The 14,805-nt window shown below is 44.5% G+C and carries 14 protein-coding genes and 1 tRNA gene; 11 read left to right on the top strand and 4 right to left on the bottom strand.

Annotated features, from left to right (window positions below; genetic code table 11):
- Nucleotides 1-7 precede the first annotated feature (7 nt).
- Nucleotides 8-598, top strand: coding sequence for a biopolymer transporter ExbD (locus GX419_10780; protein NLI25177.1), 591 nt, complete (start codon nucleotides 8-10; stop codon nucleotides 596-598).
- 20 nt (nucleotides 599-618) lie between these two features.
- Nucleotides 619-1,086 (top strand): biopolymer transporter ExbD, encoded by a 468-nt coding sequence (locus GX419_10785; GenBank protein ID NLI25178.1) that lies wholly within the window; start codon nucleotides 619-621, stop codon nucleotides 1,084-1,086.
- 192 nt (nucleotides 1,087-1,278) lie between these two features.
- On the opposite strand, the gene GX419_10790 is transcribed toward GX419_10785, so the two are convergent.
- From GX419_10790 to GX419_10800, 3 genes are all read right to left on the bottom strand, one after another.
- The gene (locus tag GX419_10790) at nucleotides 1,279-2,223 is read right to left on the bottom strand and encodes a glycosyltransferase family 2 protein (protein ID NLI25179.1); all 945 of its coding nucleotides are present in this window, start codon (nucleotides 2,221-2,223) and stop codon (nucleotides 1,279-1,281) included.
- Between the two features lie 5 nt (nucleotides 2,224-2,228).
- Complete coding sequence (locus GX419_10795; protein NLI25180.1) at nucleotides 2,229-3,908, bottom strand: glycosyltransferase family 39 protein; 1,680 nt, start codon at nucleotides 3,906-3,908, stop codon at nucleotides 2,229-2,231.
- A 318-nt stretch (nucleotides 3,909-4,226) separates the two neighbouring features.
- Nucleotides 4,227-4,300: transfer RNA gene (locus tag GX419_10800), tRNA-Arg, on the bottom strand.
- A gap of 163 nt (nucleotides 4,301-4,463) precedes the next feature.
- On the opposite strand from GX419_10800, the gene GX419_10805 reads away from it, so the two are divergent.
- The 4 genes from GX419_10805 to GX419_10820 all read left to right on the top strand — a co-directional run bounded on the left by GX419_10805 (nucleotide 4,464) and on the right by GX419_10820 (nucleotide 10,770).
- A complete protein-coding gene (locus tag GX419_10805) occupies nucleotides 4,464-5,387 on the top strand; it encodes a glycosyltransferase family 2 protein (protein NLI25181.1) in 924 nt (307 codons plus the stop codon).
- Between the two features lie 6 nt (nucleotides 5,388-5,393).
- The gene (locus tag GX419_10810) at nucleotides 5,394-6,950 is read left to right on the top strand and encodes a hypothetical protein (GenBank protein NLI25182.1); all 1,557 of its coding nucleotides are present in this window, start codon (nucleotides 5,394-5,396) and stop codon (nucleotides 6,948-6,950) included.
- A 197-nt stretch (nucleotides 6,951-7,147) separates the two neighbouring features.
- The gene (locus GX419_10815) at nucleotides 7,148-9,907 is read left to right on the top strand and encodes a leucine--tRNA ligase (GenBank protein ID NLI25183.1); all 2,760 of its coding nucleotides are present in this window, start codon (nucleotides 7,148-7,150) and stop codon (nucleotides 9,905-9,907) included.
- Complete coding sequence (locus GX419_10820) at nucleotides 9,907-10,770, top strand: YitT family protein (GenBank protein ID NLI25184.1); 864 nt, start codon at nucleotides 9,907-9,909, stop codon at nucleotides 10,768-10,770. The genes GX419_10815 and GX419_10820 overlap by 1 nt, the downstream gene beginning before the upstream one ends.
- A 17-nt stretch (nucleotides 10,771-10,787) precedes the next feature.
- Here GX419_10820 and purN read toward each other — a convergent pair whose 3' ends face one another.
- On the bottom strand, nucleotides 10,788-11,366 hold the full coding sequence (gene purN, locus GX419_10825) for a phosphoribosylglycinamide formyltransferase (protein ID NLI25185.1): 579 nt from the start codon (nucleotides 11,364-11,366) through the stop codon (nucleotides 10,788-10,790).
- A 173-nt stretch (nucleotides 11,367-11,539) separates the two neighbouring features.
- On the opposite strand from purN, the gene GX419_10830 reads away from it, so the two are divergent.
- The 5 genes from GX419_10830 to GX419_10850 all read left to right on the top strand — a co-directional run bounded on the left by GX419_10830 (nucleotide 11,540) and on the right by GX419_10850 (nucleotide 14,793).
- The gene (locus GX419_10830) at nucleotides 11,540-11,779 is read left to right on the top strand and encodes an acyl carrier protein (protein ID NLI25186.1); all 240 of its coding nucleotides are present in this window, start codon (nucleotides 11,540-11,542) and stop codon (nucleotides 11,777-11,779) included.
- An 18-nt stretch (nucleotides 11,780-11,797) separates the two neighbouring features.
- Nucleotides 11,798-13,048 carry a beta-ketoacyl-ACP synthase II gene (gene fabF, locus GX419_10835; GenBank protein NLI25187.1) on the top strand — a complete coding sequence of 417 codons (1,251 nt, stop codon included), beginning with the start codon at nucleotides 11,798-11,800 and terminating at the stop codon, nucleotides 13,046-13,048.
- A gap of 74 nt (nucleotides 13,049-13,122) precedes the next feature.
- Entirely contained in the window at nucleotides 13,123-13,791 is a 669-nt protein-coding gene (gene rnc, locus GX419_10840) for a ribonuclease III (GenBank protein NLI25188.1), read from the top strand.
- 10 nt (nucleotides 13,792-13,801) lie between these two features.
- Nucleotides 13,802-14,233 (top strand): IPExxxVDY family protein, encoded by a 432-nt coding sequence (locus GX419_10845; protein NLI25189.1) that lies wholly within the window; start codon nucleotides 13,802-13,804, stop codon nucleotides 14,231-14,233.
- Between the two features lie 125 nt (nucleotides 14,234-14,358).
- Nucleotides 14,359-14,793, top strand: coding sequence for an SPOR domain-containing protein (locus tag GX419_10850; GenBank protein ID NLI25190.1), 435 nt, complete (start codon nucleotides 14,359-14,361; stop codon nucleotides 14,791-14,793).
- The last annotated feature ends 12 nt before the right edge of the window (nucleotides 14,794-14,805 follow it).

Consider the following 14,805-nt stretch of genomic DNA (forward strand, 5'->3'; position numbering starts at 1 on the left):
AGGTACTATGAGAAAAGCTCCTGAAATGCCGGAACTCAATACAGGGTCCTCTGCTGATATTGCTTTTCTGCTTCTTATTTTCTTCCTGGTAACAACAACCTTTGATACCGATAAAGGGATCATTCGTATGTTGCCTCCTATTGTTGAAAAACAGGAAAAATCAGAAAGCAAGGTAAAGGAGAGGAATGTATTTGTGGTTCTGGTGAATGCCAAAGATCAGCTTCTGGTGGAGGGCGAGCTGATGGATATCCGGCAATTGCGGGAAAAAACCAAAGAGTTCCTCCTGAATCCGGAAGATTTGCCTAGTCTGCCCGAAAAGGAAGAAAAAGATATTCCATACTTCGGAAAGGTCCGTGTAGGCAAGGGTGTAATTTCCCTGCAGAATGACAGGGGTACATCGTACGGTAAGTACCTCGAGGTGCAGAATGAACTCACAGCGGCTGGTAATGAAATTAAAGATCAGATTGCCATGCAAAAATTCAACAAACACTTCGACGATCTGTCCGAAGATCAGCAGAATGCTATTAAGCAATATGTTCCTGTTATGATCTCGGAAGCAGAACCGAAGAATATTGGTGCAGATAAAGGTCGAAAATAACTAATTAGGAGGAATCAACCATGGCTGTTTTTCGTAAGAAAGGAAGCCGCAAAGCAAGAATGAATCTGTCTTCCATGTCAGACATTGTCTTCATGCTTCTGTTCTTTTTCATGGTAACTACCACTTTCCGAAGTGCTTCGCTGAAAGTTAGAATACGCGTTCCCGGGGCTACTGAAGTAAAGAAAATTGAAAATAAGTCACTTGTCAGTTACATCTATATTGGCCGTCCATTCAATGAAAAGATGTATGGTACCGAACCTCGTATTCAGTTGAACGATACCTTTAAGGAAGTGGATGATATCCGTGACTTTATTGCTTCGGAACGGGCACAAAAAAGTGAAGCCGATCAGTCCAAAATGACTGTTTCTCTGAAAATTGATAGAGATGTGAAAATGGGAATCGTTACCGATGTGAAGCAGGCTCTGCGTCGTGCCAGTGCCCTTAAGATTAACTATTCCGGCCGTAAGGACGATAGTTACCTGAAGTAAAGCTGCAAACTTTAATATAGAAAAAGACGGATGCGATTTTGTATCCGTCTTTTTTATTCAGTCATTTTCTGATTTATTCTGCGCTCGACCTGGTTTGCTTTCACATCATTTCAAAGCAACTAGCCCAGGCTGGCTCTAAATTTTAACCGGCCATGCATTAGTTTATTTTCATGCCTGAGGCGAAATCCGGGTTTATTCTTCCTGTTTTCCTGTCGTTATCTTTTTGATCCTGTATGGGAGTTTATCAGATGAACGGAAATAAATCCGCATAAGAAACTCGGCGAAAATACCGATGGTAATCAGCTGGATGCCTCCGATAACAAGGAGAATTGCGAGAAACAGGAGCGGTTTCCCCCAGATATCGTTTCCCAGAATTTTCATTCCTAACAGATAAAGATTAATAAGGACCCCTGCCAGAAGGACAATGACACCTGTAGTGCCAAAGAGATGCATAGGCCGAAGAAAGTATTTTTTCAAAAAAAGGATGAGCAACAGATCGCTCATAACCCGGAAAGTCCTTCCGATCCCATATTTCGAACGGCCTGAATGCCGGGGATGATGGTTCACCGGCATCTGCGTGATGCGTGCTCCTTCGAATGCTGCCAGCACGGGAATAAACCGGTGAAGTTCTCCGTACAGCTCTATCTTCTTTGCCAGGTCGGCCCGGAAAACCTTCAGGGTGCATCCGTAGTCCCTGAAGTGAACACCTGTAAGCATACGGATGATAAAGTTGGCAATCTGGCTGGGCAATATTCTTGAAAAAAAAGGGTCTTTTCGCTTCTGGCGATATCCGGTAACCATGTCCCATCCTTCATCTTTCAGTTTTTTCAACATCTCAGGTATGTCGGCCGGATCATTCTGAAGATCGCCGTCCATGGTGACAATAAATTCTCCCTTTGCATAATCAATACCGGCCGCCATGGCCAGACTCTGTCCAAAGTTCTTCGTGAATTCAATCAGGGTAATGTTTTTCTTTTTCAGAGATTGTATTTTCTCCGCTGTGCGGTCAACCGAACCATCGTCAACAAAAATGATCTCGAAATCATAACCCTGAAGCACCTTATGCAGTTCCTCAGTCAGAGGAACAATATTCTCCTCTTCGTTGTAAACCGGTATAATTATGGAAATCTTTTCCATACCTGTTATTCTCTTTCAGGATAACCTTGAGGAAGTATGTTTTTACCCGGAAAAACCATCAGAAGTCGATATTTTCTGAAGCCTGAACTATCACCGTGAAGATAATGATAATAACTCAGCAGAAAGGGGAAAAAGGCCGCCTCGGAGTTTTTTTTATACACAATTCCTTTCCAGAGGGTCGATCCCTGAGCCACTGCCATGGTATCCTTTTCCTCGGCAAGAAGGAAGTAAGGAACCTGGACGGAAATTTTTTGCAGGGCACCGGAACTGATGGCAGCTGTTTTCTGTCGGCTATAATATGGAAGATTATGAAGAAAACGGTTCTCAAGATAAACATAACTGTTTTTTCCATCCGACCGGGACCGGATGGCTGCTCCAATTTCTTTATATGGCCTCACTTTTTCCAAGGAAGGTAGTACGGAGGCAGTGAACAACAGAAATAATGCTACCAGGGCGGTTAGAGGAAAAGTGCCAAGAATCCAGCGTTTGTCGCTATTTCTGTAAGACAAAATGAGGCTTGAAGCAGGCAGAAGGAGAAGTAACAAATAATAATGGCCGGTATTTAACAGAGACATGGCGGCCAGAAAGACCATTATAAAGACCATGCCGGGCAGGAAAATGCCCAAACGCTTTATCCACCGTTCAAATCCAAACGAAAACCGTGATTGGCCAAGGTACCAGCCTGTGACAACCGCCATGGCAGGATGGGCCTGAATAAAATAGGTCGGCAGTTTGAACCGTGCTATGGTAAAAACCATAAGTATAATAGCTCCCCAGACAAATGGAAAGAGCAGTTCCCTCCGGTAGTCAGCTCTGGCTGCGGAGGCAATTGCAACCGGGATAAAGACCAGGGAATACGGCAAAAATCCCCAGAGCATGACCAAAGGGAAAAAGAAAAGATCACGGAACCAGTCTGCCTGGTAACGAAATGCACGGTAGGTAGTTTCCGTGTCCAGCACATGGAGAAAATCGTTTCCGAATTTTATCCATGAATAAAAAGGCCAGCTCATGCCAATTAGCAGTGAAATTACAATTCCGGTCAAAATTCTGTACTGTTTCAGTTCATGAACGAAGTTCCTGAAATTCCTGCCCGTGCTGAAGAATGCATAGGATGCCATGATGGCCGTAATAATAATCAGGTACGGATATCCTTTAACAAGCATTGTAACTCCGAGCGATATCCAGGCCGACCACAGAGCAAATGGCTTGCGGTATACAATAAACCTGACAAAAAAGTACATGGTAAGCGTAAAGAAGAAGGTGAGGGGGATTTCCGGGGCAGCATAGCGGGTATTGATGAGAAACTGAAAGCTTACTGCCATAACCAGGCCACTCCACAGGGCGGTTTTTTTCCCGAAAAGCATGCCGCTTATACTGCCGGTGAAAAAACAGGTTCCTAGTGCCAGAAGAACAATCGGTAGCCTGATGGAAAACTCGCTCAGTCCGAAAAGCCGGCAACTCAGAGCAATTACCCAATAGGTCACGGGCGGTTTGTTGAACCGGTATTCATTATTGAAAAAAAAATCGAGCAGGTTGTTGTTTTGAAGAAGATGACGGACGGCGTCGGCGTAAAATCCTTCATTCGGATTCCATATGTCGTTATATCCCAGATTAATAAAATAGGCTGTTCCCGTAATAACCGCCAGGATAAAAAGGTAGGTGCCGGCCGGTAGTCTTTTTCTCATGCACACAAAAATATAAAGCAAAGTTCAGATTCTGAAGGGAAAGCAATTTAATGGATAATAAAAAGACATTTATCTATCATTTTCAGTTATTTATGGAAAAGTTAAACTTTTTGTCTCCCGATACGTTAAAGATGTTAAAGGTTGTTAAATAAGAGATATATACCGCAATATTTTTCCCTTTTTTGCGTCTAATAATAAAAGGTTAAAAAAACAGGTTAAATGGTTAGTTAGGTTAGTAGTTAGGTTAGTTTTGGTTGGTAACAGGTTGGTTACATGAAAAAGAGGGAGTTTCAGATGAGACTCCCTCTTGTGTTTTCGTGATCCCGGAGGGACTCGAACCCCCAACCCTCAGAACCGGAATCTGATATTCTATCCAATTGAACTACGGGACCAATAGCGATGCAAAATTAATAAAAAGAAAAGTAAGGTACAAAATGGACGGAAAATAGTTGGATGCAGCGGTAAGACAAAGGAAGAGTTCCATAAGATTCAGGGGAGCAGGTATTTTGTCAGCTTGAACGCATATATTATCTTTGTTTGCTTATTTCCGTAAAGATGCCAAAACTTTCGCTGGTAATACCGGTTTATAATGAGGAAATACTGATTGATCAGTTATTTGAAAGGACTACCAGGGCGTTGAATAACCTCACCTCCGATTATGAAATTATATGTGTTGATGACGGAAGCGTGGATTCAACCCTTGAGAAACTTAAGCACTACCATGCTCAGGAGAAGCGGTTCAAAGTTCTTTCTCTGTCAAGGAATTTTGGTCATCAGGCGGCAATTTTTGCCGGACTCACTTACACCAGGGGAGAGTTTGTAGCCGTAATGGACGGTGATCTGCAGGATCCGCCGGAGCTGCTGGGCGATTTTCTCGCCAGGGCCGAAGAAGGATACGATGTAGTGTATGCCGTAAGAAAAAAGAGAAAGGAGTCCTTTCCGAAAAGAATGGTGTACTGGGCCTATTACAGGATATTTAAACGGATGTCGAATATCTATATTCCCCTTGACAGCGGGGATTTTGCCCTAATGAGAAATACGGTGGTCAGGCATCTGATTACAATGCGGGAGCAAAGCCTGTATATCCGGGGGATTCGTTCATGGCTGGGATTCAGGCAGATCGGACTTGAATACGACAGGGACCGCCGGCAGGGGGGAGAACCAAAATATACGCTGAGAAAACTGTTGCGCCTGGCTTTTAATGGAATTTTCAGTTTCAGTGAATATCCGGTTCGTCTGATCAGCCGGCTGGGGCTGGCAGTGGTCGTTATATCCATTGTTTATATTATAATTACTTTGGTGAAAAAATACGTTTACGGCGACGTACCACAAGGTTTTACCACGCTCATTATCTTCATATCGCTGTTCAGCGGAGTTCAGTTGGTTGCGCTGGGCCTTATCGGTGAATATATGGTGCGCATCTATGATGAAACACGCCGGCGGCCACTGTTTATTGTTCGGGAAGAATATATCGACTGAGGCACTATGAAGTGGTCGGCAAGGATTATTTCCTTTATCAATAAGGTGCATCCTGCGGTTTGGGTGGTATTCGTCCTGAGTATCTATTTTCTTGGTTTTGTGCTGGACGGAAATGAAGAGCAATACCTTGGCTATGCCCGTAAATTCTACGATCCTTCATGGATGGCCGGTACGGACGTATTTGAAGATTTTCCCGGCTCCCGGATCCTTTTTCAATGGATTACCGGATTCTTTCTTCAGCATTTCTCATTTGAACAGGTTGCTTTCTGGGGAAGGCTGATAAGTTATATTCTGGTGGCTTTTCCCCTGGCAGGAATCCTGCGTATGACAGGTATCTCAAATATTGCTTTTCTTATCTGGTTTCCGGTTTTTTATCTTCCACAGCAATCCCTGTTTGCCGGTGAATGGATTTTTGGCCCGCTGGAATCCAAGACCATCAGTTATGCTTTTGTACTGGCTTCTCTTTATTTTCTGCTCAGAGAAAAATACTTACCCTCTGTCATCTTTGCCATAATCGCGGTTTACTGGCACCTTCTTGCCGGTGGCTGGTGGGCATTCTACCTTTTTGTTTACCTTCTGCTGAGGAAAACCAGTGTGAAAAAAGTTATCATGCTGGCAGGCATCTTTCTTCTGCTGTTTTTGCCGCTTCTTTTTTATCTCTATTCGGGACTGATAAAAAACAATTCACCCATTGTAAACGGCATCAATACCAATTATATATATGTTTTTTTCAGAAACCCTCATCATATTGGTTTATTTGCCTCCAGTTCCTATTTTTTTCATCGTCACTTTCTGAGGGTGATTTTTGCCGCAGGTGTTTTCGTGGCGGCTTTGCTTATTGGCAGATCCTGGAAAACAGGGATCTTATCACGGCTGAATTTGCTTCTGATTATCATTTTGTCCCAGGTATTTGTTAGTCTTGGTATAGCATTGTTTGACAAGCAGGGCTATTTCCTCAAGTATTATCCCTTCCGCGGCAATGGACTTGCCATGTTCCTCTTCCAGTTGGAAGGGATTATCCTTCTTTCGGAGTTTGTCAGAAAGAAAGCAAAGGTTCCGGGAGATTTCATTGGCAGGATAACCGGAAACAGCCTTGTTGTATTACTGGTACTGATCGTTTCGTACGGTTTTCTTATCAGCGGAAGGATCGGGAAAAGAAAAACCGATCAAAGGCATGCTCAGATTGCCCGCACAATTGCTGAAGATATTAAACGGGAAATCAACCGGGAGGATGAATTTTTGTTGCTATGCGAAGATCCGGATAATATTCTTTCAATACCCAGAATATCGGAACGAAAACCGTTTGTTGTTTACCGGTTTGTGCCGACACGGGCCGACCAAATATATGAATGGTACCGGAAAGTGCTTTTGAACCGGAAGGTTCAGGATAACCCAGGCCTTCTTTTATCGGATTCTTCCTTGAAAAATATCAGAGCTGTGGTTTCCTGCCGTCCTCTCGAAGGGGACTTTCTCAGGCTTATTTCCGTGGAGGATTACCTGTATTTATATAAGGTAGTGCGCGGTAAGGAATCTGCCGCGACAGAAAGGGAACAGGCAGAATAAGCAAAAAGTTCTTTCTTCTTAGTTTTAATTAATTATTTATCAATCAGTTGGTGTATGTTGCCAGCCGGCCGACCGGTAAGGGCTGGCTGGAAATAATGAAAGACGGAGTCTGTAGACATCTTCTCGTTTTCTTAGTTTTTACACACTGAATTGATTTTTTTTACTTTTGTCGGTTCATTGTCAAGAAACAGAATTCTATGGATTATAATTTCAGGGAAATAGAAAAGAAGTGGCAGTCATTCTGGAACAAGAGTCATGTATACCAGGTGGAAGTTGATCCGGCAAAGCCCAAATATTATGTGCTTGACATGTTTCCTTATCCTTCGGGTGCCGGTTTGCATGTAGGTCATCCATTGGGGTACATTGCTTCGGATATTTATGCGCGCTACAAACGCCATTGCGGATTCAATGTGCTGCATCCCATGGGATATGATGCGTTTGGTCTGCCGGCTGAGCAATATGCCATTCAAACCGGGCAGCATCCGGCTGTTACCACCGAAAGGAATATTGCACGTTACCGTGAGCAGCTTGACAAGATTGGTTTTTCATACGACTGGAACAGGGAAGTTCGCACATGCGATCCTTCCTATTACAAGTGGACCCAATGGGCTTTTCTGCAAATGTTTCACCATTGGTATAACAAGGAGACCGATCGGGCGGAGCCGATTACCAGGCTGGTGGAAGAATTCAGCAGGCACGGCAGTTCACGGGTTCAGGCCGCCTGTAATGAGCATCCACCGTTTACGGCTGAAGAATGGAATTCGATGGATGATAAGTCGCAGCAGGAAATGCTGATGAATTACCGTATTGCCTACCTTTCGGAAGCCATGGTCAACTGGTGTCCGGCTCTGGGTACGGTTCTGGCCAATGATGAAGTAAAGGACGGATTTTCTGTTCGTGGCGGCCATCCGGTGGAGCAAAGGAAGATGAAGCAGTGGCTGCTGAGAGTTTCTGCTTATGCCCAGCGCCTTCTGGACGGACTTGATACCATTGACTGGACCGATTCGCTAAAGGAAATGCAGCGCAACTGGATTGGAAGAAGCGAAGGTGCTGAAATTTATTTCCCCGTTAAGGGAGTCGGCGAACCTCTTGTTGTGTTTACGACACGTCCGGATACCCTCTGGGGGGTTACGTTCATGGTACTGGCTCCTGAGAGTGAGTGGGTGCGGAAGGTTACTGCCCCTGAACACAAACAGAAAGTAGAGGCCTACCTCGAGGAGGTTAAGCGCAGAAACGAAAGGGAAAGGATGGCCGATACCCGGAAAACCGGAGTCTTTACAGGAGGTTATGTCATACATCCTTTTACCGGTGAAGAAATTCCCATCTGGGTAAGTGATTATGTACTGGCCGGTTACGGTACAGGGGCTATTATGGCTGTTCCTGCACACGACCAGCGCGACTGGGAATTTGCCAGAACATTTCACCTGCCCATTGTTCAGGTAATTGAAGGGGGCAATGTGGAAAAAGAGGCTTTCGACAGCTGGGAGGCCAGGGTGATGAACAGTGATTTTATAACAGGTCTTCCGGTTCCTGAAGCAATTAAACGGGTTACTGCAGAACTGGAGAAAAGAAACCTGGGTGTGAAAAAGGTAAATTACCGGATCAGGGATGCTATCTTCAGTCGCCAGCGATACTGGGGTGAACCCTTCCCGATTTATTACAAAGACGGTATTCCTTACCCGCTGGACGAAAAGGACCTTCCTCTTGTATTACCTGAAATTGAGAGTTATCTTCCTACGGAAAAGGGAGAGCCTCCCCTGGCCAGGGCAAAAAACTGGCATACTCCGGAAGGATATCCGTATGAAGTAAGTACCATGCCTGGTTTTGCGGGTTCTTCGGCCTATTACCTCCGCTACATGGATCCGCATAACAAGGAGGCTCTTGTTTCGCGCGAAGCCAATCTTTACTGGCAGGATGTTGACCTGTACATCGGAGGCACAGAACATGCAACCGGCCATCTTATTTATTCCAGGTTCTGGAACAAGTTTCTTTATGACCTCGGGTATGTATGCAAAGATGAACCGTTCCGTAAGCTGATTAATCAGGGAATGATCCAGGGGCGTTCCAATTTTGTTTACAGGATCAAAGGAACCAACACCTATGTTTCATACGGTTTGAAAGATCAGTACGATGTGATGGCCATCCATGTCGATATTCATCTGGTTGAAAACGATATACTTGACATTGATGCCTTTAAAAAATGGAGCCCTGAATATGCTTCGGCAGAATTCATCCTCGAAGACGGAAAATATGTTTGCGGCTGGGCAATAGAGAAAATGTCCAAATCGATGTACAATGTGATCAATCCGGATGAAATCATTGAAAAATACGGTGCCGATACCTTGCGCATGTACGAAATGTTTCTCGGCCCTCTGGAACAGTCTAAGCCCTGGGATACCAATGGAATTGACGGGGTACACCGATTTCTGAGGAAGTTCTGGAGGCTCTTTCATAACGGAGAAAACGAATTTGAGGTTACCGAGGAGGCCCCTCTGAAGCAGGAACTTGCCATTTTGCACCGGACCATAAAAAAAGTCAGGGACGACATTGAGCGTTTTTCATTCAACACGGCAGTAAGTTCCTTTATGATATGTGTGAATGAGTTATCTGACCTGAAATGCCGCAAAAGAGCCATTCTGGAACCTCTGGTCGTTCTCCTTGCACCTTTTGCCCCGCATATTGCTGAGGAACTCTGGCATTTGCTGGGCCAAAGCGGCACAGTTTGTGATGCTGCTTTTCCTGCTTACGATGAAACCTATATTGTGCAGGATAGTTTTGAATACCCCGTTTCATTCAACGGGAAACTGAGGTTCAAAATGAACCTTCCGCTGGATATGCCTGCTCCGGAAATTGAAAAAGCAGTGCTGGCCGACCCTGCCGCAGAAAAATGGCTTTCAGGGAAGCAACCGAAAAAAATCATCATTGTGCCGGGTAAGATCATTAATGTGGTGGTTTAATGGGGATAGTAAATACCATACGAAAAGAAGTAAAAGCCTATCTGATCATTACCCTGGGTCTGCTGGTAAATGCCCTGGGATGGGTTCTCTTTCTTATTCCGGCTGATATTACAGGAGGTGGGGTCAGCGGTATAGCTGCTATTATTTATTTTGCCACAGGGTTTCCAATGGGTGTAAGCTACCTGGCAATCAATGTAATCCTCATTCTGATTGCCATGCGGCTTCTGGGAGCTTCTTTCGGAGTGAAAACCATTTATTCGGTTATTGTTCTGTCAATTCTTTTTTCCTTTCTTCAGGGAATACTGAAAAATCCGATTGTGCATGACGATTTTATGGCAACGGTAATCGGCGGGTTTATGGCCGGCGCGGGAGTAGGGATTGTCTTCACCCAGGGGGGTAGTACCGGAGGAACCGATATTATTGCCATGATTGTAAACAGGTACCGGAATATGAGTCCGGGTCGTGTAATTCTTTTATGCGATATCGTCATTATTTCCAGTTCCTTTCTGGTTTTCCGATCCATCGAAAAGGTGGTTTTTGGCTTTGTCGTTATGGCCGTTACAGCTTATACCATTGACATTGTCATTTCCGGAGCCAGGCAGTCGTACCAGCTTTTCATTTTTTCGAAACGCTATGAACAAATCGCTGAGCGCATTGCCACTGAGGTTCACAGAGGGGTAACCATTGTCAATGGCCAGGGATGGTATACAAAGGAAGACCAGAAAGTTTTGCTGGTATTGGTTCGTAAGCATGAAGTGAATGACGTATTTAAAATCATACGTCAGGTTGACCCCAAAGCGTTTATGTCACTTGCTGAGGTGATGGGAGTATATGGGGAGGGATTTGACCGCATAAGAGGCTGAAATTCAACCCGGAAATCTCATGATGAGCTCTTGTTACTAAGCAGTTTTTCAATCACTTCAGGATAGTGCCTGTATTCAAGCTGGTGAACCCTTTCTGCCAGTGTTTCCGGTGTATCGTCAGGAAAGACCGGACAGCGGGCCTGAAAAATAATTTCTCCCCTGTCGTATTCACTGTTCACATAATGGATAGTTATGCCCGACTCAGTTTCATGATTGGCAATGACCGCTTCATGAACTTTCTCTCCGTACATGCCTTTTCCACCGTATGCAGGCAGAAGGGCCGGATGAATGTTGATAATTTTGTTGGGATATTGTCGGAGGATCTTTTCCGGAACAAGCCACAGAAAGCCTGCAAGTACGATAAAACTGATCTGTTCATTCTGAAGGGTTTGCAGAACAATGTCGGTGTGATAAAGCTCTTCCTTATTGAATACCAGCGTTCTGACGTTGAATTTTCTTGCCCGGTCAAGTACTTTGGCATCCTTTTTATTTGACAGGACAAGTTTCACCTTAATGAACGGGTGATTTTGGAAGGTGCGCATGATGTTCTCGGCGTTTGTTCCTGATCCTGAGGCGAATATGGCTATATTATTCATAATTAGAGTTTTAGCACAATTTTTTTGCGTTTCATGATTGAGTTCAGCGGTCAAAATACAAAGAAAATACAGTAATTTTGAAGGGCCAAAGGGATTTTTTTTGTTTTTTTTCAGGAATTGCATTTCTTTGCAGCGGTAAAAACAAACGAAGTATTAACTAAAAACTTACAATTATGTCTGACATCGCTTCAAGAGTAAAGTCAATCATTGTTGACAAACTGGGTGTTGACGAAAGTGAAGTTACGCCCGAAGCCAGCTTCACCAATGATCTGGGAGCTGATTCTCTTGACACGGTAGAGCTGATCATGGAATTCGAAAAGGAATTCAATCTGAGCATTCCTGACGATGCAGCCGAAGGGATCAGCACGGTAGGAGAAGCTATTAAGTACATTGAAGAAAACGTTAAGAAATAAATTCCAAAACCTGGATTTATGGAGTTGAAACGGGCGGTAGTTACTGGCCTGGGGGCGGTTACACCTGTTGGAAATAATGTTCCCGAGTTTTGGAAAAACATTATTGACGGGGTAAGTGGTTGTGAGCTTATTACCCGTTTCGATACGTCCAAATATAAAACCAGGTTTGCCTGCCAGGTAAAAAATTTTGATCCCACTCAGGTCATCGACAAGAAGGAAGTCAGGAAGCTGGATTTGTTTTCCCAGTTTTCCCTTGTTTGTGCCCATGAGGCGGTTCTTGATTCCGGTCTGGATCTGGAGCATATTGACCATGACCGTGCCGGTGTTATTTGGGGATCAGGCATTGGCGGGATAGAAACATTTTTGCAGGAAGTGCGCGGGTATTTGGGCGGTGATGGGACCCCCAGGTACAGTCCGTTCTTTATACCCCGCATGATTGCTGACATAGCTGGCGGTCATATTTCGATAAAGTACAATTTCAGGGGGCCGAACTATACAACGGTATCGGCCTGTGCATCTTCCAATAACGCCATAGCGGAAGCATTAATGCTGATCCGGCTGGGGAAAGCCGATATCATCATTGCAGGCGGTTCCGAAGCAGCCATTAACGAACCTGGTCTCGGAGGGTTTAATGCCATGCACGCTTTGAGCACCCGCAATGAGGAATATAAAACAGCTTCCCGTCCTTTTGACGGTACGCGCGATGGTTTTGTTATGGGCGAAGGAGGAGGTGCATTGATTATTGAGGAATATGAACATGCCAGAAAACGGGGTGCCCGTATTTACTGTGAATTGATGGGTGCCGGGCTGACAGCCGATGCATACCATCTGACAGCTCCGCATCCTGAAGGGTTGGGTGCAAAAAAGGTTATGGAACTGGCCATCCAGGATGCCGGACTGAAACCTGAGCAGATTGATTACATCAATATGCATGGTACTTCCACTCCTTTGAACGATGTGGCCGAAGCAACAGCCGTTAAAGCTGTGTTCGGGGACCATGCCTATAAGATGCATCTCAGTTCCACGAAATCTATGACGGGGCATTTGCTCGGGGCTGCCGGTGTGGTGGAAGCTATTGCCACCATACTTGCCATACGCGATAGCGTGGTGCCACCCACCATGCACTTTACCACCGAAGACCCGAACATCGACTACAAACTGAATTTTACCTTCAATAAAGCTCAGCAACGTGACATCCGCTATGCACTCAGCAATACCTTCGGGTTTGGAGGGCATAACGTTAGTGTAGTCTTTGGAAAACTATCCTGAATTCTCGTGTGATTAAGCCTATTTTTACCCGTTTTCGAAGAAAAACGGACCTACAACGCAGACTATTTTATCAGTTGCCACCTATTACAGGTTTCCGACCGGGAAACCTGTCGCTGTACGAACTGGCATTTATCCACCGTTCTGCTTCCATACGCATGCCTGACGGGGAGGTCATGAACAACGAACGGCTCGAATACCTGGGTGATGCTGTGCTCGATGCTATTATCAGCGATTTTCTCTTTAGCAGTTTCCCGGATAAGGATGAAGGGTTCCTTTCAAAATTAAGGAGCCGTATTGTCAAGAGAACCCAGCTTAATCAGATTGCGGAAAAAATGGGCATACATAAATTACTGGTTTCCAATACTGAACATGGGAACGGAGTAAAAAATGTTTATGGCGATGCTCTGGAGGCTCTGGTAGGTGCCGTTTATCTTGACAGAGGATTTCAGCGGGCCAGAAAATTCGTTCTTGAACGTGTACTTTACAAATATGTTGATCTGGAAGCCCTGATCTCGCAGGAGGCTGACTTTAAGAGCCGCGTAATTGAATGGGCGCAGAAAGAAAAAAAAGATGTTTGTATTGAAACACAGGAAATCTATCAGGAAGAAACCAAAGTCCCCACCTTTTTCAGCCGTGTACGACTTGGCGATCAAATACTTGGCGAAGGAACCGGTTCCTCAAAAAAGGAAGCAGAACAAAATGCGGCAGAAATAGCATATTACCAGTATCTGGTTTTTCATTAACAGGCCTTTTATGCCTCGTACGTCACATGTGCTTAAAGATAATACACCGGAACAGCTTCATTTGATTGCTGTTTCCTCCCATGAGCCTGATTACCGTGTTTCCTGGCTGGTGAATTCATCGCTGAAAATTCAGTTGCGCAAAACATCCGATCATATTGTTCCTGTTTCGGCCGGTACGGAAAATGAAACCGGGTTTTCCTGCTATGGTTATTCCGATCAGGATGCATTATTGGAATATTTTCTGGTGAGCAATCATTCAGAAAATGGGTATCTTTTGCCTAAATACAAGAACATCGATTATTTCCTGTATATTGCCGGAGAGGTTCCTGCTGATTTTCTGAAAAATATCATTGCCCGGCTGAAAACTACTCCGGGAATCATTACGGCTTTTGAACTTGTTCTGACAGAACCGCGGTTTGTCCGGTTATTTCAGTTCAGGTGACTTATGGTAAGGAGAAGGGAAATGACAGGAGGGAAGGAAAGAGAAGATAAGATAAGAGGGATTTGTATTACCTTTGTGATTCCAAAAAAGAAAGTGTGCGCAGTTTTGTTCTTATAATCCTTTGTATGGCAGGTTCATTTTCCTGTCTGGCTCAGGGAAGCACCGGGAACGATTTCTATTCAGCTTTTCTCAGTGATCTGCGCAACAACAATTTGTCAAAAGGCAAAATAGAGATTATAACCCCGGCTCAGCTTGATACCCTGGTAAATTATGTATGCTACCAGACTTCGTTGCAGCAAAAGCAAGGGTTTCCGGGTTATCGTATCCGAATTTTTTCCGACGGATCCCAGTCGGCCCGCCAGAAAATGTTTGCTGAAAAGGCCCGTTTTCTGAAGCACTTTGAGCAATATGATGTGTATATTTCCTATGTAGCGCCTTACTGGAAAATTTATGTGGGTGATTTTCTTACTCGAAGTGAAGCATTGAAAGCATATGAAGCGATAAAGAAAGTCTACCCGTATGCATTCATTGTGAATGATTTTGTGAAAATTTCTGATTAACATATTGCCGCA

This window comes from Bacteroidales bacterium (genome assembly GCA_012517825.1).
Lineage (GTDB): Bacteria > Bacteroidota > Bacteroidia > Bacteroidales > JAAYUG01 > JAAYUG01.